The organism is Streptomyces sp. RLA131, assembly GCF_056270125.1.
Map to the genome: position 1 here is coordinate 3494720 of NZ_JBWDOQ010000002.1, position 20075 is coordinate 3514794.

A 20075-nucleotide genomic window follows, 5' to 3' on the forward strand; every position below is an offset into this window, starting at 1 on the left:
GCGCTCGACGCCGCGCAGCGCGGCGGCGACCTTGGTGACCTCCTCGGCGCCGCGCAGTCGCCGTCCCCGGGCGCGCGCCGCTGCCTGGCGACATCGGCGGCGTCGCGGGCGAGCGCGTCCAGGGGACGGGTGATGGAGCGGGAGGCCAGCAGCCAGGACGCGGTCACCAGGGCGACGGCGAGCAGGCCGGCGGCAAGATATTCGAGGAGCTTGGTGGTGGCGTCGTCGCTGAGCTGCGACGTGCGCGTGCGCAGGTCGGCCCCGACCTGCTGCTGCACCTCGTAGAGCGCGTCGACGAGCACGGTCATGTCGTCCCACCACGCGTTGGCGTCGATGCGCAGGGCCGATCCGTCGGCGCCGCGTTCGGCCAGCTGCTCGTACGACTCGGCGCTGTGGGCCGCGACGGAGCTGAAGGCGTTGTCGAGTGCCGCCCGCTGCGCCGCGGTCGCGACCTGCCGGTAGCGCGCGAGGGCGGCGACACGGGTCGCCCGCTGCTCGGTGAATTCCAGGAACTGGCCGCGGGTGAAGGAGCCGGCGGCGAACACGCCGTTCAGTGAGCCGCGTTCGAGGGCGATGGCCTCCTTGGCCGCCGCGAGGGCCTGGAGCGCGGCGAGGCCCTCGCGCAGTCTGCGGTCGCCGCGGGTGGTGGTGTCGGCGGCGGGGTCCTCGGCGTTGAGGGTGGTGATGGCGGCGGTGTAGAAGCGCAGGGTGGTGGCGCTGTCGGCGACATGGATGTCGACGTCGCCCCGTACCGGGGTGAGCCGGGCCAGCCGGTCCTGGACGGCGGTGGCGACGACCGGCTCGTTGCGCAGGTCGTACAGGGCGGTGTCCACCCGCTTGCGCTGCTTGCGCAGTTCAGGGGCGTAGGACTCCTCGCCGCCGAGCAGGCCGTTGGTCAGGCCTCGTTCCCGTTGCAGCTCGTGGACGAGTCCCTGGACGCGCAGCGAGAGGTCGACCTCGGTGCGGGTCTCGCGGGCGTCGTCGAACTGCGCGACCCTCGTCCCGAAGGCCGACCCGGCCATCGCCAGGAGCAGGCAGGTGGGCACGGCCAGTACGACGGCGACCCGGCCGCGGATGGTGCGCCAGCCGGGCAGCGGCCGGTGGCGCGGGACCCGCCGGGCGCGCGGCCGCGCCGGTACGACGGCCGGGCCCGGCGCGGGGAGGGCGGGTCCGGGTGCCGGGTCCGGTGGTCTCCGTGCCCGCGTTCGCTTCGTACGGCCCTTCATGCCGCGAACCTAGTGGCCGCGGGGCGATGGCCGGTTTCCGCCATGTTAGGGATGAGTTGCGCGCCGCTCACAGTGGCTGACGGTGCATCAGGTAACAGTGCCCGCGGCGCTCCGTGCGTGCGCCGTCTCCCCCGCGGGTCCGGGCTTCCGGGCTTCCGGGCTTCCGGGGATCACCCCTTCGTGCTGACCGTCCCGGTGTCCCGGCCCGAGCGCAGTACGGTCCCGGGGATCGCCCCGGTGATCCCGTCGTCCCGGATCGTCTCCACGCCGTTCACCCGCACGCTGACGATCCCCTGGGCCCGCGAGTCCAGGCGCGGGCTGTCGCCGGGCAGGTCGTGCACGAGCGTGGCGACCCCGGCGTCGATCCGCTCCGGGTCGAACAGGACCAGGTCCGCGTGGTAGCCCTGCGCGATCCGGCCGCGCCCGCGCAGCCCGAACAGCCGGGCCGGGTCGTCCGTCAGCATGCGCACCGCGCGGTTCAGCGGGAGGAGCCGGCGCCCGCGCAGGCAGTCTCCCAGGAAGCGGGTCGTGTACGGCGCCCCGCACATCCGGTCCAGGTGCGCCCCCGCGTCGGAGCCGCCGAGCATCACGTCCTCGTGCTCCCAGGTGCGGCGGCGCAGTTCCCAGCTGTCCGGGTCGTTGTCGGTCGGCATCGGCCACAGCACCGTGCGCAGCTCGTCGTTGGCGCAGATCTCCACCAGGGTGTGGAAGGGGTCCTGGCCGCGTTCGGCCGCGACGTCCCTGACCACGCGCCCGCTGACGCCCGCGTTGGCCTCGGTGTACGTGTCCCCGATGACGTACCGCCCGAAGTCGGCCAGCCGCCGGAAGACGCCGGCCTCCGGGCTGTCCGCGCGGCGCAGCATCTCGGCGCGTACGGCGGGGTCGCGCAGCCTCGCGATGCGGTCCGGGAGGGGGAGGGACAGGATCTCGCCCCAGCCGGGGATCAGGTTGAGCGCGCAGAAGGTGCCGAGCGACATGTTCATGGGGGTGAGGATCGGCATGGTGAGGGCGACGATCCGGCCGCCGGCCTCGCGGGCCCGTTCGGAGGCCAGCAGCTGGCGGGGGACGCGTTGCGGGACGGCGGCGTCGATGGTGAGGACGTTCCAGTTGAGCGGCCGGCCGGCGGCGGCGCTCATCTCGACGAAGAGGTCGATCTCGGCGTCCGCGAACTGGTCCAGGCAGCCGGCGACGATCGCCTCGATCTGGGTGCCCTCGTGTTCGCCGACCGCCCGCGAGAGGGCGAGCAGTTCGTCGGGGAGGGCGTGCCGGGAGGCGACGGGGTTGCCGTCACCGTCGGAGTGGGTGGAGGACTGGGTGGTCGACAGTCCCCAGCCGCCCGCCTCCATGGAGCTGTGGAACAGCCGGAGCATCGCGTCCAGCTGGGCCGGGCTCGGCCGGCCGCCGACCGCGTCCGGGCCCATCACATGGCGGCGCAGCGCGCAGTGGCCCACCATGAAGCCCGCGTTGACCGCGATCCGGCCCTCCAGGGCGTCGAGGTACTCCCCGAAGGACTCCCAGCCCCAGTCGACGCCGTCCTCCAGGGCCCGCAGCGACATCCCCTCGACCTTGGACATCATCCGGCGGGTGTAGTCCGCGTCCTGCGGTCGGAGCGGGGCCAGGGTGAAGCCGCAGTTGCCGCCCGCGACGGTCGTCACCCCGTGGTTCATGGACGGGGTCGCGAACGGGTCCCAGAAGAGCTGGGCGTCGTAGTGGGTGTGCGGGTCGACGAATCCGGGGGTGAGGACCAGGCCGGTCGCGTCCCGCGTGGAGCGGGCCGGTTCGGTGGTGGTGCCGGGCGCGGCGATCACGGCGATCCGGTCGTCCCGGATCCCCACGTCGGCGACCTGCGAGGGCGCGCCGGTGCCGTCCACCACGGTGGCGCCGCGTATCAAGTGGTCGAGCATCACGTGTCCCTCTCTGTGTCGGTCGGCCCCGTCGGCGCCCCGTCGGGCGGCCGGAAGCAGGGCGTGGCCGCCGGCCGGGGGCGGACGGCAGGCCGCTGCCGCGCCGCGCCCGGGCCGGCGGCCGGGCGGCGGTCCGGGAAGACGCCGCCCCGTCGGGTGTCACGAACCGGCGGCGTCCCGGAATCGGGTGGTCCGGTGGACCGGGTCCGTGTCGATCTTGGGAATGACGTGCTCGCCGACCAGCCGGATGGTGCGCAGGGTGTCCTCGTAGGGCACGCCCACCGGAAGCCCGAACGAGAGCTGGTCGGCCCCGGCCGCCTCCCACCGCTTGCACTGCGCGAGCGCGTCGTCCGGGTCGCCGCAGATGATGAGTTCCTCGTCGAGCAGCAGCTCGATCAGTTCCTCGGTGTACTGGGGGAGCAGTTCGGGCCACTGCGGGATGTACTCGGGCCGGGGGAAGGTGTCGTGGTAGCGGAAGAGCAGCGACTGCAGATAGTTCAGATTGCTGGTCGCGGCGACCCGCACCGCTTCCTTGCGGGTCTCGGCGACGATCGCGGTCGTCGTCACCATCACGTTGTCGTTGACGTAGTCCCCGACCGGCTCGGCGTCGCGGACGGCGGTCTTGTAGGAGTCGACGACCCACTCCATGTCGGAGACCTTCTGCACGCTGAAGCCCAGCACGCCCAGCCCCTTGCGGGCGGCCATGGCGTACGAGGGCGGCGAGCCGGCGGCGTACCACATGGCCGGGTGCGAGGCACCGTACGGCTTGGGCAGGACCTTGCGCGGCGGGAGGGACCAGTGCTTGCCCTGGAAGCCGGCGTACTCGTCCTGGAGCCACATCTTGGGGAACTCGCCGATCGTCTCCTCCCAGATCTCCTTGGTGGCGCTCATGTCGGTGATGCCGGGCAGGAAGCCGAGGATCTCGTGGCTGCCGGCGCCCCGGCCGCTGCCGAACTCGAAGCGGCGGCCGGAGAGGTGGTCGAGCATGGCGACCCGTTCGGCGACCTTGACGGGATGGTTGACCTGCGGGAGCGGGTTGAAGATCCCCGAGCCCAGGTGGATGCGCTCGGTGGCGTGGGTGAGGTAGCCGATGTAGACGTCGTTGGCCGAGAGGTGCGAGTACTCCTCCAGGAAGTGGTGCTCGCTGAACCAGGCGTACTTGAAGCCGGACTTGTCGGCCTGGATGACGTACTCGGTCTCCTCCATGAGGGCGTGGTGCTCGGCCTCAGGATCGACCTCGGCACGAAATTTGGGTACGTATCCCTGTACGAAGATGCCGAATTCCAAGGGGTCACCATCCCTAGCTTTTCTGACGCATCGTCAGATCTGAACTGACTCTCGCACTGAGCTGACACACCGTCAAGTAGTTGTCGCGTGCTCTCAGAAGACCGAGACCCCGGCCAGCCAGCCGCCGTCGATCACGAACGGCTGCCCGGTGATGTACGAGGAGTCGTCGCTGGTCAGGAAGAGCGCGAGGCGGGCCACCTCCTCCGGGCGGCCGATCCGGGCGAGCGGCACGAGCTTCCCGTACAGCTGGTCCAGCGCCTCCGCCGGAACCCCCTCGCCCGGGTTGGACATCGGGGTGTCGATCGCCCCCGGGCACATCGCGTTGACCCGGATGCCCCGGCCGCCGAGCTCCATCGCGGCGACCCGGGTCATGCCCACGATCGCGGCCTTGGTCGCCGCGTAGGAGGTCACGCCCGCCATGCCGCTCAGCGCCACGTACGAGGCCGTGTTGACGATCGTGCCGCCACCGGCCGCCTCCAGGGCGGGGATCGCGGCACGCATGCCGAGGAAGGCGCCGACCTGGTTGACCTGGACGACCTGGAGGAACTCCTCCAGCGGGGTCGCAGCCAGCTCGTTGAAGCGCAGGATCCCCGCGTTGTTGACCAGTCCGTCGAGCCGCCCGAACGCCTCGGTGGCGGCGGCGGTCGCGGCCGCCCAGTCCTCCTCCCGGCCCACGTCGAGGTGGACGTACCGCACCCGGTCCGCGCCGGACTCCGCGCCGATCGCCGCCGCCACCGCCGCGCCCCGCTCGTCCAGCACGTCCCCGAGCACGACCCTCGCGCCCTCGGCCGCGAACAGCCGCGCCTCCTGCTCGCCCTGCCCGCGCGCGGCCCCGCTGATCAGTACCACCCGGCCGTCCAGCCTGCCCATACCCGTCACTCCCCTACCCGTCGAGCCCCGGCGCCACCTGGACGGCGAACGCCTCCATCTGGTCCAGCAGTTCCGCCGTGCCGCGGCTGCGGAACCGCACCTGGATCTGGTCCACGCCCATGGCGCCGTACTCCCGCAGCGACTCCGCCAGCACCTCCGGCTTGCCGCTCAGCGTCCGCCGCCCCACCCGCCACTCCGGGTCCCCCACGTAGAGCGGCTCCGCGATCGCCCCCACCGTGACCGGGTCCGTACGGCCGGCCCGCTCCCGCAGCTCCCGCAGGCGCGCGATCTGCCCCGGCATCCGGTCCCTGGAATCCCCCTGCGGCAGCCACCCGTCACCCTTCAGCGCGGCCCGCCGCACCGCCGCCGGGGACGAACCGCCCACCCACACCGGGACCGGCCGCCGCACGGGCCCCGGCCGCTGCTCCCCCGCCGCGAACTCCGCCCGTACGGCGTCGATGGCCTCGTCCAGCAGCGGCCCGCGGCGGTCGAAGTCCACCCCGAGGGCCTCGAACTCCTCCCGTACGTGCCCGGCGCCGACGCCCAGGACGAGCCGCCCGGCGGAGAGGTGGTCCACGGTCGCGTACTGCTTGGCGGTGAGCAGCGGGTGGCGCAGGCCGATGACCGCCACATGGCTCAGCAGCCGCACCCGCGTCGTCACGGCGGCGAGATAGGCCAGTGTCGCCACCGGGTCGTACCAGGTCGCGCTCATCGCCGGCGCGAGGCGGGGCGGGATCAGCACGTGGTCGCAGCACCCGACGTACGCGAACCCCAGCCGGTCCGCCGCCCGCGCGACCTCGGCGAGGTCCTCGGGGCCCGCGTCCGCCTCCCACGGTTCGGCGTACATGGTGCTCAGGGACTGCACCGGCAACTGCATACCGTAGACAATCGGGGTCCGGGTCATTCCGCCATCGTCATACCTGACGCACCGTCAGACAAGAGCCGGGGCGGACTCCGGTGACCGGTTCCGCGGCGGCGGCCGCCGCCGCGGTCGCGGAACCGAACCCGGGATCACCCCGGGTTCGCCGCGCCGGACCACAGGCCGTCGGGGGTGAGCCCGAGCAGTTCGATGGCGTTCGTCCGCACGATCCGCTCGACGACATCCGGCGCCAGGTGCCCCATCTGGCTCTCGCCGACCTCGCGGGACTTGGGCCAGGTGGAGTCCGAGTGCGGGTAGTCCGTCTCGTACAGGACGTTGCCGACGCCGATGGAGTCCAGGTTGCGCAGCCCGACCGCGTCGTCGAAGAAGCAGCCGTAGACATGCTCGGCGAACAGCTCGCTCGGCGGGCGCAGCACCTTGTCGGCGACGCCGCCCCAGCCGCGGTTCTCCTCCCACACCACGTCGGCGCGTTCCAGGATGTAGGGGATCCAGCCGATCTGGCCCTCCGCGTACATGATCTTCAGCCCCGGGAACCGGTCGAACTTCCCGGACATCAGCCAGTCGACCATCGAGAAGCAGCAGTTGGCGAAGGTGATGGTGGACCCGACCGCGGCGGGCGCGTCGGCCGAGGTCGACGGCATCCGACTGGACGAGCCGATGTGCATGGCGATGACGGTCCCGGTCTCCTCGCACGCCCGCAGGAAGGGGTCCCAGTCGTCCGAGTGGATGGAGGGCAGGCCGAGCGCCGGGGGGATCTCGGAGAAGCAGACGGCCCGGACGCCGCGGGCGGCGTTGCGGCGCACCTCGGCCGCCGCCAGTTCGGCGTCCCAGAGCGGGATGATGGTCAGCGGTATCAGCCGGCCCCGGGCATCCGGGCCGCACCACTCCTCCACCATCCAGTCGTTGTAGGCGCGTACGCACAGCAGCCCGAGGTCGTGGTCCTTGGCCTCGGTGAAGGTCTGGCCGCAGAAGCGCGGGAAGGTCGGGAAGCACAGCGCGGACTGGACGTGGTTGACGTCCATGTCCGCCAGCCGCTCCGGCACGCTGTAAGAGCCGGGCCGCATCTGCTCGTACGTGATGGCTTCGAGCCGCACCTCGTCCCTGCTGTAGCCGACGGCCGTGTCGAGCCGGGTCAGCGGCCGGCGCAGCCCCTCGTACAGCCACCAGTCGGCGAGCGGGCCGTCGTCGCCGGGCTCGCCCATCTTCGGGGCGAACCGGCCGCCGACGAAGCTGATGGACTTCAGGGGGGCGCGGACGATGCGGGGGGCGGTGTCATGACAGGCCGACGGGAGCCTGTCCCGCCAGACGTTGGGAGGCTCGACCGTGTGGTCGTCCACCGAAATGATCCTCGGGAAGGTCTCCATGAGGACCACGGTAGCGCGAATCTGACGGTCCGTCAGTAACGTACCTCGGTGACGTCCTCGGTAACGTCCGCCGGCGACGTCACCGGTGACGTCCGCCCGTGACGTCCGCCCGTAACGTCCGCCGGCGACCTGTCGTGGCGGCGCCGGTCAGGAGACCAGCGGCAGCAGCATCCGCCAGACCGCCTCCTCCAGGCCGTGGACCGAGGCGGCCCAGCCCACACCCTCCTCCGACGTCCCGGTCCGCGCCGCCCGCTCCAGCTCCCCCAGCGCCTCGCCCAGGTCGCAGTGGCGCAGCGGCGCCTCCAGCCGCCCGCCGCCGATCCCCACGGCCCCGCCCGCGACATACCGCTCGTACGCCACGGCCGAGCGCAGCACGCCGACCGGCTGCCAGGCCGCCGCCAGCCGGTCCACCCGCTCGCCGCCGACCCGGCCGCCGTCGGCCTCGATCACCCGGGTACGCGACCGGTCCACCGCGAGCGAGGTCCAGGCGTCGCCGCCGGTGAGCACCACCGCCGGGCGGCACCGTTCGGCGGCCCGCGCCACGCCGTCCGTGTCACCGGGCCCGGCGGCAACCACCGGCACCGCCGCCATACCCGCGTACAGGCAGCCGAAGAACGCCCCCGCCAGATCCGGTCCCTGCGGGTAGGCCAGCAGGACGCGGCTGCCCGGCGGCACCGCGGGCCCCAGCCCGGCGGCGACCGCCCGGGCCCGCCGGTCCAGGTCTGCGAAGTCGCAGTCCAGGCGCGGCACTCCGACCGGCTGACGCGCCGCCAGGCGCCGCAGCATCGGCCCCGGCAGCATGCGTACGCTGACCGGTGCCGCCTTCCGGTCCTGGTCGTCCGGGCCGGTCACGGCCTCCGGCGCACATCGTGAGCACATGGGTAGCCCGTCACTCCCCCCGACAGATGCATATGAATCGAATTGGCCCGCGGTGACACAGATGGAACCTCAAATTCCCGGTAACACTTGATGCGGTGTCTCCCCCCAGGCACCCCCCGTAGGTGACCCAAACCGGTTGACACGGCAAACTGGCACGGCGACCACTGTTCCGGCTCGCGATGAACGATCGATAAACGCGCCCGTCGCGCCCGGCACCGCCAGGCACGGCAGGCACAGGGGGCAAGGAATGGGGAACGAGACAGGAACGGAGCCCGGTGGCGGGGCCGGTGGCACACCCGGCCCGGCCGGCGCGCCACACCCACCGGCGGCGGGCACGGGCGAACAGGACGGCACCGCCCTGCGCTTCACCGTGCTCGGCCCCGTCCGCGCCTGGCGGGGCGACCAGCCGATCACCGGCATGCCACCACAGCAACGCGCTCTGCTCGCCGCCCTGTTGCTGCGCGGCGGCCGCGCCGCCACCGCCGCCGAACTCCTCGACGCGCTCTGGGGCGAGGAACCACCTCCCACCGCCCTGGCCGCCCTGCGCGGCTACGCCTTCCGGCTCCGCAAGGCCCTCGGCAGCGACGCCCTCACCACCGTCGACGGCGGCTACGCCCTGCACTGCAAACCGGGCGCCCTCGACCTCGGCATCGCCGAGGCCCATGTCTCCGACGGCGAGAAGGCCCGGGGCGCCTCCGATCCCGCCCGGGCCCGCGAGGGGTTCGGCCGCGCCCTCGACCTGTGGGACGGCGAACCACTGGCCGGTATCCCCGGGCCCTACGCCGAGGCCCAGCGCCACCGCCTCACCGAATGGCGGCTCCAGCTCACCGAGACCCGCCTCGACCTCGACCTGCAGGTCGGCTGCCACGCCGAGGCCGTCTCCGAACTCACCGCCCTGTCCGCCGAACACCCGCTGCGCGAGCGGCTCCGCGCCCTGCTGATGCTCGCGCTGTACCGCAGCGGCCGGCAGGCCGAGGCCCTCGGCGTCTACGCCGACACCCGCCGGCTGCTCGCCGACGAACTCGGCGTCGACCCCGGCGCCGAACTCACCGACCTCCACCAGCGCATCCTGGAGGTCGACCCCGCCCTGCTGGCCGCCCCCGCCGCCCGGACCGAGGCCGCCCCCGAACCGGTCCGGCCCGCCCAACTCCCGGCGACGGTCGCCGACTTCACCGGCCGGGCCGCCTTCGTACGGGAGCTGGGCGAGCGGCTGACCACCGACCTGGGCGTCATGTCCGTCTCCGCCGTCGCCGGTATCGGCGGCGTCGGCAAGACCACCCTGGCCGTCCATGTCGCCCACACCGCCCGGGACGCCTTCCCCGACGGCCAGTTGTACGTCGACCTCCAGGGCACCGACGCCCGCCCCGCCGAACCCGAGGTCGTCCTCGGCTCGTTCCTGCGCGCGCTGGGCGTCACCGACGCCTCCATCCCCGACTCGCTCGCCGACCGCGCCGCCCTCTACCGCTCCACCCTGGCCGGCCGCCGCGTACTGGCCCTGCTGGACAACGCCCACGACACCGCCCAGGTCCGCGACCTGCTGCCCGGCACCCCCGGCTGCGCCGCCCTCATCACCAGCCGGGTCCGCATGGTCGACCTGGCCGGCGCGTATCTGGTGGACCTGGACGTGATGAGCCCGGAGGAGGCACTCCAGCTCTTCACCCGCATCGTCGGCCGTGAACGCGTCTCCAGTGAACGCCAGGCGGCCCTCGACGTGGTCGCCGCCTGCGGCTTCCTGCCGCTGGCCATCCGCATCGCCGCCTCCCGCCTCGCCACCCGCCGCACCTGGACCGTCTCCTTCCTCGCCCGCAAGCTCAGCGACGAACGCCGCCGCCTCGACGAGCTCAAGGCCGGCGACCTCGCCGTCAAGGCCACCTTCGAACTCGGCTACGGCCAGCTCACCCCCGCCCAGGCCCGTGCCTTCCGCCTGCTGGCCCTGCCCGACGGCCCCGACATCTCGCTGGACTCGGCCGCCGCCGTCCTCGACATGGACCCGTACGACGCCGAAGAGCTCCTCGAAGCCTTGGTCGACATCAGCCTGATCGAATCCGCCGCCCCCGCCCGCTACCGCTTCCACGACCTGCTCCGGCTCTTCGCCCGCGACTGCGCCGAGCGCCACGAGACCGACGCGTCACGCTGCGCCGCCCTGTCCCGGCTGCTGGACTTCTACCTGGCGTCGGCCGCCCACGCCTACGAGCTGGAGAACCCCGGCGACCGGGTCCTGGACCACCTGGTGCCCAGCACCCGTTCCGGACTGGCCTTCCCGGGCCGCGAAGCCGGCCTGGACTGGCTCTTCTCCGAGGCCCCCAGCCTCCTGGCCGCCGTCCAGCAGGCCGCCGCCGGCGGGTGCGAGGGACCACTGCGGCGCGCCGTCGACCTGCTGCTCGTCAGCCAGGACCTGATGGAGTCCGGCGTCTACGCCCGCCAGTACGAGCAGGCCACCCGGGCCGTGGTCACCACCGCCGCCGACTGCGGCGACACCCTGGTGGAGGCCCGCGCCCGGATCTGGCTCGGCCATCTCAGCGGCCTGTCCGGCCGCTTCGAGGACGCCGAACGCGAGGCCCGGCGCGCCCTGGTCCTCGGGCTGGCCGCCGGCGACCCGATGGCCGGCAGCTACGCCCCCAACCTGCGGGGCAACGCCGCGTTCCCGCTGCGCCGCTTCGAGGAGTGCGCCGCCCACCACACCACGGCCCTGGAGGCCTTCCGCGCGGACGGTAACCGGCACGGTGAGGCCGCCGCCCTCAGCAACCTTGCCCGCGCCCAGATCGAGCTGGGGCAGCTCCCCGCCGCCATCGCCTCCGCCGAGCGATCCCTGCAGATCTACCGCGACCTCGGCGCCGGATTCCGGCTCGCCAACGGCCTCTACGCGCTGGCCGTCGCCCTCACCGCCGACGGCCGGACCGACGAGGCCGTCGCCTGCCTCACCGAGGCCCTGCCCGTCTTCCGGGAGGCCCGGCAGCAGTTCTGGGAGGCCATGGCCCTGTTCCGGATGGCCGAGGCCCAGCTCTCCGCCGCCCGGTACCGGCAGGCGGCGGCGCTGGCCGAGCAGTCCCTCACCCTGCTGCGCGACATCGGCGGAGAGTACCGCTCGGCCAACGCGCTCACCCTGCTGGGCAAGGCCCTGCAGGGCGTCGGCCACGCCGACCGCGCCCGCGCCTGCTGGCGGGACGCCCTGGCCTCGCTGACCGCGCTGGGCGCCGCCGAGGCCGATGACGTACGCAGGCTGCTGGGTGATCCGTCGGCTCCGGCCGTGGCCGTCTGACCGTCAAACCTCCTGCGCCGGCGCCTCGACGCCGCCGTTTATCAGTTGATTATCGGCGGCTGCCAGGATTCCATCACTGCGAGAGCTGCCCGCCTGGTGGCGCACGGGGGTCGTTGCCAGGCGGGTCTCGCACCCGGCACGGACGACAACAACCAGGGGAGACAGTATGAGCGAGGCCACGCAGGAGACCACGGAGGCCGAGGAGACCACGACGGTCACCACTTCCGACGAGGACACCACCGACGAGCCCACCGTCAAGGCCGACGACACCACCGTCAAGCCTGACAACTTCCACACCCCCTGACCGGCGTCGTCGCCGACGGCGACGACGCCACGGGGGGCGCGGGGGACCAGCGGGGGGACACGGGGAGCACGGGGGACCAGCGGGGGGCACGGGGGACCAGCGGGGGGAACGGGGGGCACGGGGGAACGGGGGGAGCACGGGGGAACACGGGAGAACGGGGGGGGAAGCACGGGGGCAGGGGGCACAACCGGGGGATGAGGACCGACCGTGGCGCGGAGGGGGCGCCGCGGCCGGTCCTTTCAACGTGTGCGCGGCTACCGCTTGACGCACGTGTAGGCGCCGTAGACCGAACCCGCGTACGCGACATCCGTGATCTCGAATCCGGCGGCGGTGAGCATCGGCTCCAGAAGCCAGCGGTAGGTGCTGAATTCGGTGCGCAGGTGCTCCGCGTAGTCCTCGCGGGTGTAGCCCTGCGCGGAGTCCTTCACCGCGCCGTCCATCCAGCGCTCCAGGACGGTGTCGGCCTCGGACGGCTGGAAGTCGAAGACAAGGTCACGCAGGCGCAGGACGCCGCCGGGGCGCAGCATGCGCGCGACGCGGTCGAGGGCGACGGCCTTCCAGAAGTCGGGCAACTGGTGCAGGGCGTTGCGGGTGTGGACGGCGTCGGCGGGCGGCCCGGAGTGCTCGTACGAGAGAAATCCGGCATGCGCGAAGCTGACGTTCGACAGCCCGGCCCCGGCGACCCGCTCGCGCAGGGCGTCCTGCATGGCCGGGGAGACGTCGACCGCCACCACCCGACCGAAGCGGCGGGCAGCGGCCAGGGTGAACTGGCCGGTGCCCGCGGCGAGGTCGACGACCGTGGCCGTACCGCCGATGCCGTGTGCGGCGAGGGCGGCGAGGTCGGGGGCGGGGTCGGGACGGCCCTGCTTGCGGTCGTAGCCGGCGACGAAGGCCTTGTCGAGGTGCTCATGGCCCGCGTATGCGAGTTCGTCGAGGTGCCAGGGCTTGGTCATGCCGCGCATTGTGGCCCGGCCGGGGTCCGCGCCGCCTCCGGATTTCAGGGCCTCGCACGCAGCTGGGTCTTGACCACCTTGCCCGCGGCGTTGCGCGGCAGCTCGGCCAGGAACTCCACCTGCCGGGGCACCTTGTAGTTGGCCATTTCCCGCCGTGACCAGGCGATGACCTCGTCCGCCGTGAGCGACGCGCCCTCGCGCCGGACGACATACGCCTTGCCGACCTCGCCGAGCCGCCCGTCCGGGATACCGACGACCGCCGCTTCGACGACGTCCGGGTGGCGGGCCAGCGACTGCTCGATCTCGGCCGGGTAGGCGTTGAAGCCGCCGACGATGAACATGTCCTTGATGCGGTCGGTGATCCGCAGGTTGCCGCCCGCGTCCATCACGCCGACGTCCCCGGTGTGCAGCCAGCCCTCGGGGTCGACGGCGGCGGCGGTGGCCGCGGGGTCCTCCCAGTAGCCCGACATGACGTTGTAGCCGCGGACCAGCACCTCCCCGGGCAGCCCGGGGCCGTCGGACAGCACCCGGACCTCGGTTCCGGGTATGGCGCGGCCGGAGGTGGCGGCGATGACCCCGGCGGGGTCGCCGCGGCGGCACATGGTGGCCATGCCGGTGGTCTCGCTCATGCCGTAGGCGGTCAGTACGGTGGCCACCCCCAGTTCGCCGCGCAGCCGTTCGACGAGGCTCAGGGGCACCACCGCCGCGCCGGTGACGACCAGGCGCAGGGTGCCGAGGTCGTGGGCGCCCCGGGCGGGGTGGTCCAGGATCGACTGGTGAAGGGTGGGCGGGCCGGGCAGCACGGTGACGTGTTCGGCGGCGATGTTGGCGAGCACGGTGTCGATGTCGAAGACCGGCTGCGGGATCATCACGGCGCCGCGCATGAGGCAGGCGATGATGCCGGCCTTGTAGCCGAAGGTGTGGAAGAAGGGGTTGACGATCAGATAGCGGTCGCCCTCCTCCAGTCCGGCCAGTTCGCTCCAGGTGGCGAAGGCGCGCAGGGTCTGGGCGTGGGTGATCATGGCGCCCTTGGGGCGGCCGGTGGTGCCGGAGGTGAAGACGATGTCGCAGATGTCGCCGGTCCGGACGGCCTCGGCCCGCTGCCGTACGGTGGCCGCCGGCACGGTGTCGCCGGCGGCCAGGAACTCCTTCCAGGTGCGGTAACCCTCGGGCGCGGTGTCGGACAGGACGACGACCTGTTCCAGGTCCGGCAGTGCGTGCTCGGCCTGCGCGCGGCGCAGCGAGGCGACGTACGAGGTCTCCAGGAAGGTGCCGGTGACGAAGAGCAGCCGGGCGCGGGTGCGGGCCAGGACGTGGGCCGCCTCGGTGCCCTTGAAGCGGGTGTTGAGCGGCACCAGTACGCCGCCGGCCGTGACGGCGCCGAGGGCGGCGGCGATCCAGTCGGCGGTGTTGGGTGCCCAGACGGCGACCCGGTCGCCGGGCCGGACGCCGGCGGCGATCGAGGCGGCGGCGGCCCGCTCGACGCGCTCGCCGAGTTCGGCGTACGTGATGCGCTGCCGTCCGTCGACCACCGCCTCGCGTCCGGCGTACCGCTCGGCGGCGTACCGCACGAGCCGGGGGATGGTGCCCCACTCCAGGTCACCGCGCACGATACCTCCCGGGTTCCGGGTTGCCGCCTCGTAGCCGACCCCTAGCTGACTATCCGTCAGATTAGCGATAGCCTGACGGAATGTCAGCCGTGAGGGACCTCAAGGACGCGACAGCGATAGCCGGTATCGGCCAGACACCCTTCGCCAAGCACCTCCCCGAGTCCGAGAAGACACTCGCCTGCCGGGCGATCCTCGCCGCCCTCGACGACGCGGGGATCGACCCGTCGGAGGTGGACGCCTTCGCCTCCTACACGATGGAGGAGACCGACGAGGTCGAGATCGCCAAGGCCGTCGGCGCGGGCGATGTGACCTTCTTCTCCAAGGTCGGCTACGGAGGCGGCGGTTCCTGTGCGACCGTCGCCCACCTCGCCGCCGCCATCGCCACCGGCCAGGCCACCGTCGGGATCGCCTGGCGCTCCCGCAAACGCGGCAGCGGCCCCCGCCCCTGGACCAACACCGCCGCCCAGCTGCCCACCCCCGCCCAGTGGACCCGTCCCTTCGGCCTGCTGCGCCCGGCGGACGAGATCGCGATGCTGGCCCGCCGCCACATGCACGAGTACGGAACGACCCGCGACCACCTCTTCAACGTCGCCCTGGCCTGCCGCAACCGCGCCAACTGCAACCCCGCCGCGATGATGTACGACCGCCCGCTCACCCGCGAGATGTACATGACCGCCCGCTGGATCAGCGAGCCGCTCTGCCTCTACGACAACTGCCTGGAGACCGACGGGGCGCTGGCCTGCGTCGTGGTCGGCGCCGAGCGCGCCCGCGACTGCCGGCAGCGCGCGGTCTACGTCCACTCCGCCGCCCAGGGCCTGCCCGCCCAGCACCACGGCATGGTCAACTACTGGACCGACGACCCGCTGACCGGGCCCGCCTGGACCGCCGCCCGCCATCTGTGGAAGCACGCCGACCTCACCCCCGAGGACATCGACGTCGCCCAGATCTACGACGCCTTCACCGCCCTCATACCGCTGTCCCTGGAGGGCTACGGCTTCTGCGCCCGCGGCGAGGGCGGCTCCTTCACCGAGGGCGGCGCCCTGGAGATCGGCGGCCGGCTCCCCCTCAACACCGCCGGCGGCGGACTGAGCGAGGCGTACGTCCACGGCTTCAACCTGATCACCGAGGGCGTCAGACAGCTGCGCGGCACCTCCACCGCCCAGGTCCCCGGCGCCGCCACCTGCCTGGTCACGGCGGGCGAGGGCGTACCGACATCCGCCCTGCTGCTGAGGAGTTGACCACGCATGCTGCGACCCGTCCCCGACGACGACGGCGCGCCCTTCTGGGAGTACGCCCGCCGCGGCGAACTCCGCGTCCAGGCCTGCGGCTCCTGCGGCCGGCTGCGCTTCCCGCCCCGCCCCTGCTGCCCGCACTGCCGGTCGTTCTCCTGCGAGTGGCGCCCGGTGAGCGGCCGGGGCCGGATCTGGTCGTACGTGGTCCCCCACCCGCCGCTGCTGCCGGCCTACGCCGCCCAGGCCCCGTACAACGTCATCCTGGTCGAACTCGCCGAGGACCCCCGCATCCGTCTGGCCGGCAACCTCGTCACCGCCCCGGACGCGGCCCTGAACTCCTTCGACCCGGCCCGCATCCGCATCGGCGCACCCGTGAAGGCGGTCTTCCATGACGGCATCCCCCGCTGGCTTGCGCTCTGAGACGGTGCGGGACGGCGTCGCGCTGGTCACCCTCGACCGCCCCGCCCGCCACAACGCCATCGACCTGGCCATGGCCGCCGGACTCGGCGCCCTGTGGCGGGAGTTCAGGCAGGCGCCGGACATCCGCGCCGTCGTCCTCACCGGCGCCGGCGACCAGGCCTTCTGCACCGGCTTCGACCGCTCCGCCGAGGTGCCCCAGCCCTCGTCGCCCTTCTCCGCCGACGACCCCCTGCTCACCATCGGCCCCAAGGCCAACGACCTGTGGAAACCGGTCATCGCCGCCGTCAACGGCATGGCCTGCGGGGGCGCCTTCTACCTGCTCGGCGAGAGCGAGTTCGTCATCGCCGCCGACCACGCCACCTTCTTCGACCCGCACACCACCTACGGCATGGTCAGCGCCTACGAGTCCATCGCCATGGCCCAGCGCATGCCCTACGGCGAGGTCATGCGGATGTCCCTGATGGGCACCGCCGAGCGGGTCTCCGCCCAACGCGCCCACACGACCGGCCTGGTCAGCGAGGTCGTCCCCGGCCCCGGACTGCTCGACGCCGCACTGCGCGCCGCCGCCGTCATCGCCGCCTGCCCCACCGACGCCGTCCAGGGCACCGTCCGCGCCGTCTGGTCCGCCCGCGAGGCCGCCCGGTCGCACGCCTTCGGCCAGGCCCCGCACCTCATCGCGCTGGGCAACCTCCCGCCGGAACGGCAGGCGGAGCTCTTCACCGGCCGCCGCGGCGGCTTCCGGATCCGCTGAGCCGGTCAGCGCACGGCGGTGACCCGGCAGGTCAGCTTCCCGTCGTCCAGCGACGGATCGGCCATCGCGACCTTGGTCGTCACCCGCTTGCCGGCACGGACGGTGACCGTCTTCGTACCGGTGCCGACCTCGGTCCCCACGGTGTCGTAGAAGGCCATCTCGATCACGTAACCACCGGTGCTGCCACGGCTGTTGTCGAGCTCGACCTGCGAGATCCCGTCGCCGTCGGCACAGGAGACGACGGTCGCCGTCGGGGTGGTGCTGCTGTAAGTGCTGCCGGTACTGCTGGTGGTGCTGCCGGTGCTGTACGTGCTCCCGGTGCTCCCGGTGCCGTACGTGCTGCCGGTACTGCTGCTGGTCGTACCGGAGTAGTCGTCGTCGGAGTCGGAGTCGGAGTCGGAGTCGGACTTGTACGAGTGCGACGTGGAATGGCTGCTGCTGCAACCGCCGCCACCACTGCTGCTGCTGTGCCCACGGCTGACGCTGTGCCCGTGCCCCCGGGTCTGGAACCCGGTCAACGACACGACCACCACGGCCAGTACGCATACCAGCCGCAACCTGCCCGGACGACGCCGCATGATACGAACCCCCGTTGAACCCGACAAACGGCGTTCACCCTAACAGCAGCCCGGTCCGGGCCCCCGGCTCAACCGCGTCTGGCCGCCGCCCCCGTGCCCTTGACCGCGTCCAGGGCGTAGACACAGCGGTCCTTGCTGCTCGCGTAGACGACGCCACCGCTGACGACCGGCGAACCGGTGATCTCACCGCCCGTCTCCAGCTTCCAGCGCAGCTGGCCGCCGCCCGCGTCCACGGTGTAGAGGCAGTGGTCCTTGGAGCCGAAGTGCACCCGGCCGTCCGCCGCCACCGGGGAGCCGACGATCTCGGCCTGGGCGGCGAAGCGCCACTTGGGGGTGCCCGAGACCGCGTCCAGGGTGTACAGCGCGCTGCCGGCCCCCAGCATCACCGAGCCGCCGGCCACCAGCACCGGCTCCACCGACTGCCGCTGCTCGGTCGCGACCCGCCACCGGTCCCGGCCGTCCACCGGGTCCAGGGCGTAGACCGTCCCGAGGTAGTCCGCGACATACACCCCGCCGCCGGTGACGCCGGCCCCGGGGACGTACGTCGGCGGCCCGAACATCACGGCGGGTGCGTCGAAGCGCCAGCGCTCCCCTCCCGTACGGGCGTCGAGGGCCAGGACGCGGGCGCCCGCCGTGACATAGACGGCGCCGTCCACGACGACCGGCCGGGTGGGCATGCTGCCCGGGGCCCCGGAGCCGGCGCCGACCGGGAAGTTCCAGATCTCCGCGCCGGACGCCGCGTCCAGCGCGTGCAGCCGTCCGCCGCCGTGGAAGTAGACGACACCGCCGACCACGCACGGCCCTGACTCCGGCGACTCGAACTCGGTCTGCGCGCCGCCGCGCTCCCAGCGCAGCCGCCCGCCGGCGGCGTCCCAGGCCTGGACGCCCCCGCCTCGCGTGCCGGTGACGACGGTGCCGCCCTCGGCCCGCAGCGAGTAGATCCAGCCGTCGACACCGGTACGCCAGCGCTCGGCGCCGTCGGCCGCGTCCAGCGCGTACAGGCTCGGGCCGTCCGAGCCGTGGATACGACCCCCGTCGACGGCCATGGTCCAGGCGACGTCACGGGTCTTGAACTGGCGCCGCCCGGTGGCCACGTCCAGGGCGTGCACCTCGAAGGAGGTCACATACAGCCGGCCGGAGGAGACCACCGGGGTGCCCCACACATCGTTGGACATCCGGAACCGCCACGGCCGCCACTCCCCGGGGGGCGGCGCCTGCACCGGCACCGGCGCGGCAGCGGGCAGCGGACCCGGCCCGGCGGCCTGCCCCGGACCACCGGCCCGGCCCGGACCACCGGCCTGCGCACCGCCGCCACCGCGGCCGACCCACCCCGGAACCGGGGGCTGCGCCTGCTGGTCCTTGCGGTCGGCGACCCGGAGCCCGGGGCCGATGGGCGCCGACCCGGCGAGCTGCACCGGCCCGGGGGCGGCCGCCGCGTGCCGTCCGGCGGGCTGCGGCTCGACCGGAGGAGCAGGCACCGGCTGCGCCTGCGGGGCCGCCGCGGGCCTGGGCGGCACCGGCTGAACCCCGGGCCGCCCGCCACTGCGCCGCTGCTCTATCAACGCGACGGCGTCCGTGGGCAGCCACGCCGACGCCGTCCCGGTGTCGTCACCGCCCGCCGACGAGAACAGATGCGGCGCCAGCTGCGCCTGAAGATCGGCCGGGCTCGGCCGCTTGTCCGCCTCCATGCGCATGCACGACTCGATCAGCGGCCGCAGCTCAGCGGGCAGACCCTTGAGGTCGGGCCCCTCCCGCAGCAGCATGAACACGGTCTCGACCGGATTGGCCCCGTGGAAGGGCGCGTGCCCGGTGGCCGCGAAGACCAGCGTCGACCCGAGCGAGAAGACATCACTGGCGCCCGTCACGCTGCGTGAGTCCTTGGCCTGTTCCGGCGACATGTACGCGGGCGTACCCACGGCCACATTGGTCATGGTCAGCCGGGTGTTGGAGACCCCGCTGGCGATCCCGAAGTCGATCACACGCGGCCCGTCCTCCACGACGAGCACATTGGACGGCTTCATGTCCCGGTGGACCAGCCCCGCCCCGTGGATGGACTGCAACGCCTCGGCGACGCCGGCCGCCAGCCACCGTACGGCCTGGGCCGGCAGCGGTCCGGACTCGTTGACGATCTCCTCCAGGGAGGGCGCCGGTACGAAGGCCGTGGCCAGCCAGGGCACCGCGGCCCGCGGGTCGGCGTCGACGACCGCGGCCGTGTAGAAGCCGCTGACCGCCCGGGCCGCCTCGACCTCGCGCGCGAAGCGGACCCGGAAGAGCTGGTCCTCCGCGAGTTCCGCACGTACCGTCTTGATCGCCACCCGCCGGCCCGAAGCCGATCGTGCCAGATAGACCAGACCCATGCCGCCGGCGCCGAGCCGGCCCAGCACCTCGAAAGGGCCGATCCGTCTCGGGTCGTGCTGCGTCAGCTGCTGCACCACTGCCCTGTCACCTCCCCGTGGGTTCCCCCCGTCCCGGGGTCCGGTAACTGATTCTTCCTGGGATGAGTATCAGTTGCGAACCCGGGGCGGTGTCGACACGGCGATTATTGAGACGCTCTGCCG

The 20075-nt window shown here is 73.0% G+C and carries 15 protein-coding genes and 1 pseudogene; 5 read left to right on the top strand and 11 right to left on the bottom strand.

Annotation, left to right across the window (positions count from 1 at the left end; genetic code table 11):
- Positions 1 to 311 precede the first annotated feature (311 nt).
- The 7 genes and pseudogenes from RWE79_RS16765 to RWE79_RS16795 form a co-directional block, all read right to left on the bottom strand.
- Positions 312 to 1226, bottom strand: a pseudogene (locus tag RWE79_RS16765) (nitrate- and nitrite sensing domain-containing protein); the annotation flags it as partial.
- A 170-nt stretch (positions 1227 to 1396) separates the two neighbouring features.
- Positions 1397 to 3130, bottom strand: coding sequence for an N-acyl-D-amino-acid deacylase family protein (locus tag RWE79_RS16770; protein ID WP_475940879.1), 1734 nt, complete (start codon positions 3128 to 3130; stop codon positions 1397 to 1399).
- Positions 3131 to 3289: 159 nt separating this feature from the next.
- Positions 3290 to 4417, bottom strand: a complete 1128-nt coding sequence (locus tag RWE79_RS16775; protein WP_475940880.1) for an LLM class flavin-dependent oxidoreductase — start codon at positions 4415 to 4417, stop codon at positions 3290 to 3292.
- Positions 4418 to 4510: 93 nt separating this feature from the next.
- Complete coding sequence (locus tag RWE79_RS16780; protein WP_475940881.1) at positions 4511 to 5287, bottom strand: SDR family NAD(P)-dependent oxidoreductase; 777 nt, start codon at positions 5285 to 5287, stop codon at positions 4511 to 4513.
- Between the two features lie 13 nt (positions 5288 to 5300).
- A complete protein-coding gene (locus tag RWE79_RS16785) occupies positions 5301 to 6191 on the bottom strand; it encodes a TIGR03619 family F420-dependent LLM class oxidoreductase (RefSeq protein WP_475940882.1) in 891 nt (296 codons plus the stop codon).
- A 107-nt stretch (positions 6192 to 6298) separates the two neighbouring features.
- Complete coding sequence (locus tag RWE79_RS16790; RefSeq protein ID WP_475940883.1) at positions 6299 to 7531, bottom strand: amidohydrolase family protein; 1233 nt, start codon at positions 7529 to 7531, stop codon at positions 6299 to 6301.
- Positions 7532 to 7678: 147 nt separating this feature from the next.
- Positions 7679 to 8383, bottom strand: coding sequence for an AMP-binding protein (locus RWE79_RS16795; RefSeq protein ID WP_475940884.1), 705 nt, complete (start codon positions 8381 to 8383; stop codon positions 7679 to 7681).
- A 274-nt stretch (positions 8384 to 8657) separates the two neighbouring features.
- Between RWE79_RS16795 and afsR the strand changes: the two genes are divergently transcribed.
- Positions 8658 to 11669: an SARP-family global regulator AfsR gene (gene afsR / locus RWE79_RS16800; RefSeq protein ID WP_475940885.1), complete on the top strand. Its 3012-nt coding sequence runs from the start codon at positions 8658 to 8660 to the stop codon at positions 11667 to 11669.
- A 166-nt stretch (positions 11670 to 11835) separates the two neighbouring features.
- Positions 11836 to 11973 carry a hypothetical protein gene (locus tag RWE79_RS16805; protein ID WP_475940886.1) on the top strand — a complete coding sequence of 46 codons (138 nt, stop codon included), beginning with the start codon at positions 11836 to 11838 and terminating at the stop codon, positions 11971 to 11973.
- 254 nt (positions 11974 to 12227) lie between these two features.
- Here the strand turns inward: RWE79_RS16805 and RWE79_RS16810 are convergent, their stop codons facing one another.
- Entirely contained in the window at positions 12228 to 12926 is a 699-nt protein-coding gene (locus RWE79_RS16810; protein ID WP_475940887.1) for a class I SAM-dependent methyltransferase, read from the bottom strand.
- A gap of 44 nt (positions 12927 to 12970) precedes the next feature.
- Positions 12971 to 14536 (bottom strand): FadD3 family acyl-CoA ligase, encoded by a 1566-nt coding sequence (locus RWE79_RS16815; protein ID WP_475940888.1) that lies wholly within the window; start codon positions 14534 to 14536, stop codon positions 12971 to 12973.
- 80 nt (positions 14537 to 14616) lie between these two features.
- On the opposite strand from RWE79_RS16815, the gene RWE79_RS16820 reads away from it, so the two are divergent.
- The 3 genes from RWE79_RS16820 to RWE79_RS16830 are packed head-to-tail and all read left to right on the top strand — an operon-like array spanning position 14617 to position 16939.
- On the top strand, positions 14617 to 15774 hold the full coding sequence (locus tag RWE79_RS16820; protein ID WP_475940889.1) for a lipid-transfer protein: 1158 nt from the start codon (positions 14617 to 14619) through the stop codon (positions 15772 to 15774).
- Positions 15775 to 15780: 6 nt separating this feature from the next.
- A complete protein-coding gene (locus RWE79_RS16825) occupies positions 15781 to 16188 on the top strand; it encodes a Zn-ribbon domain-containing OB-fold protein (RefSeq protein WP_475940890.1) in 408 nt (135 codons plus the stop codon).
- Positions 16157 to 16939: an enoyl-CoA hydratase/isomerase family protein gene (locus RWE79_RS16830; RefSeq protein ID WP_475940891.1), complete on the top strand. Its 783-nt coding sequence runs from the start codon at positions 16157 to 16159 to the stop codon at positions 16937 to 16939. The genes RWE79_RS16825 and RWE79_RS16830 overlap by 32 nt, the downstream gene beginning before the upstream one ends.
- 5 nt (positions 16940 to 16944) lie before the next feature.
- On the opposite strand, the gene RWE79_RS16835 is transcribed toward RWE79_RS16830, so the two are convergent.
- Both RWE79_RS16835 and RWE79_RS16840 read right to left on the bottom strand, forming a co-directional pair.
- On the bottom strand, positions 16945 to 17517 hold the full coding sequence (locus tag RWE79_RS16835; protein WP_475940892.1) for a hypothetical protein: 573 nt from the start codon (positions 17515 to 17517) through the stop codon (positions 16945 to 16947).
- Positions 17518 to 17585: 68 nt separating this feature from the next.
- Positions 17586 to 19952 carry a serine/threonine-protein kinase gene (locus RWE79_RS16840; RefSeq protein ID WP_475940893.1) on the bottom strand — a complete coding sequence of 789 codons (2367 nt, stop codon included), beginning with the start codon at positions 19950 to 19952 and terminating at the stop codon, positions 17586 to 17588.
- Positions 19953 to 20075 lie beyond the last annotated feature (123 nt).

Bases quoted from the DNA above. Each gene is read 5' to 3' on its own strand.
- RWE79_RS16770 (WP_475940879.1), bottom strand. From the start codon at position 3,130: ATGCTCGACCACTTGATACGCGGCGCCACCGTGGTGGACGGCACCGGC.
- RWE79_RS16780 (WP_475940881.1), bottom strand. From the start codon at position 5,287: ATGGGCAGGCTGGACGGCCGGGTGGTACTGATCAGCGGGGCCGCGCGC.
- RWE79_RS16785 (WP_475940882.1), bottom strand. From the start codon at position 6,191: ATGACCCGGACCCCGATTGTCTACGGTATGCAGTTGCCGGTGCAGTCC.
- RWE79_RS16790 (WP_475940883.1), bottom strand. From the start codon at position 7,531: ATGGAGACCTTCCCGAGGATCATTTCGGTGGACGACCACACGGTCGAG.
- afsR (WP_475940885.1), top strand. From the start codon at position 8,658: ATGGGGAACGAGACAGGAACGGAGCCCGGTGGCGGGGCCGGTGGCACA.
- RWE79_RS16805 (WP_475940886.1), top strand. From the start codon at position 11,836: ATGAGCGAGGCCACGCAGGAGACCACGGAGGCCGAGGAGACCACGACG.
- RWE79_RS16810 (WP_475940887.1), bottom strand. From the start codon at position 12,926: ATGACCAAGCCCTGGCACCTCGACGAACTCGCATACGCGGGCCATGAG.
- RWE79_RS16820 (WP_475940889.1), top strand. From the start codon at position 14,617: ATGTCAGCCGTGAGGGACCTCAAGGACGCGACAGCGATAGCCGGTATC.
- RWE79_RS16825 (WP_475940890.1), top strand. From the start codon at position 15,781: ATGCTGCGACCCGTCCCCGACGACGACGGCGCGCCCTTCTGGGAGTAC.
- RWE79_RS16830 (WP_475940891.1), top strand. From the start codon at position 16,157: ATGACGGCATCCCCCGCTGGCTTGCGCTCTGAGACGGTGCGGGACGGC.
- RWE79_RS16835 (WP_475940892.1), bottom strand. From the start codon at position 17,517: ATGCGGCGTCGTCCGGGCAGGTTGCGGCTGGTATGCGTACTGGCCGTG.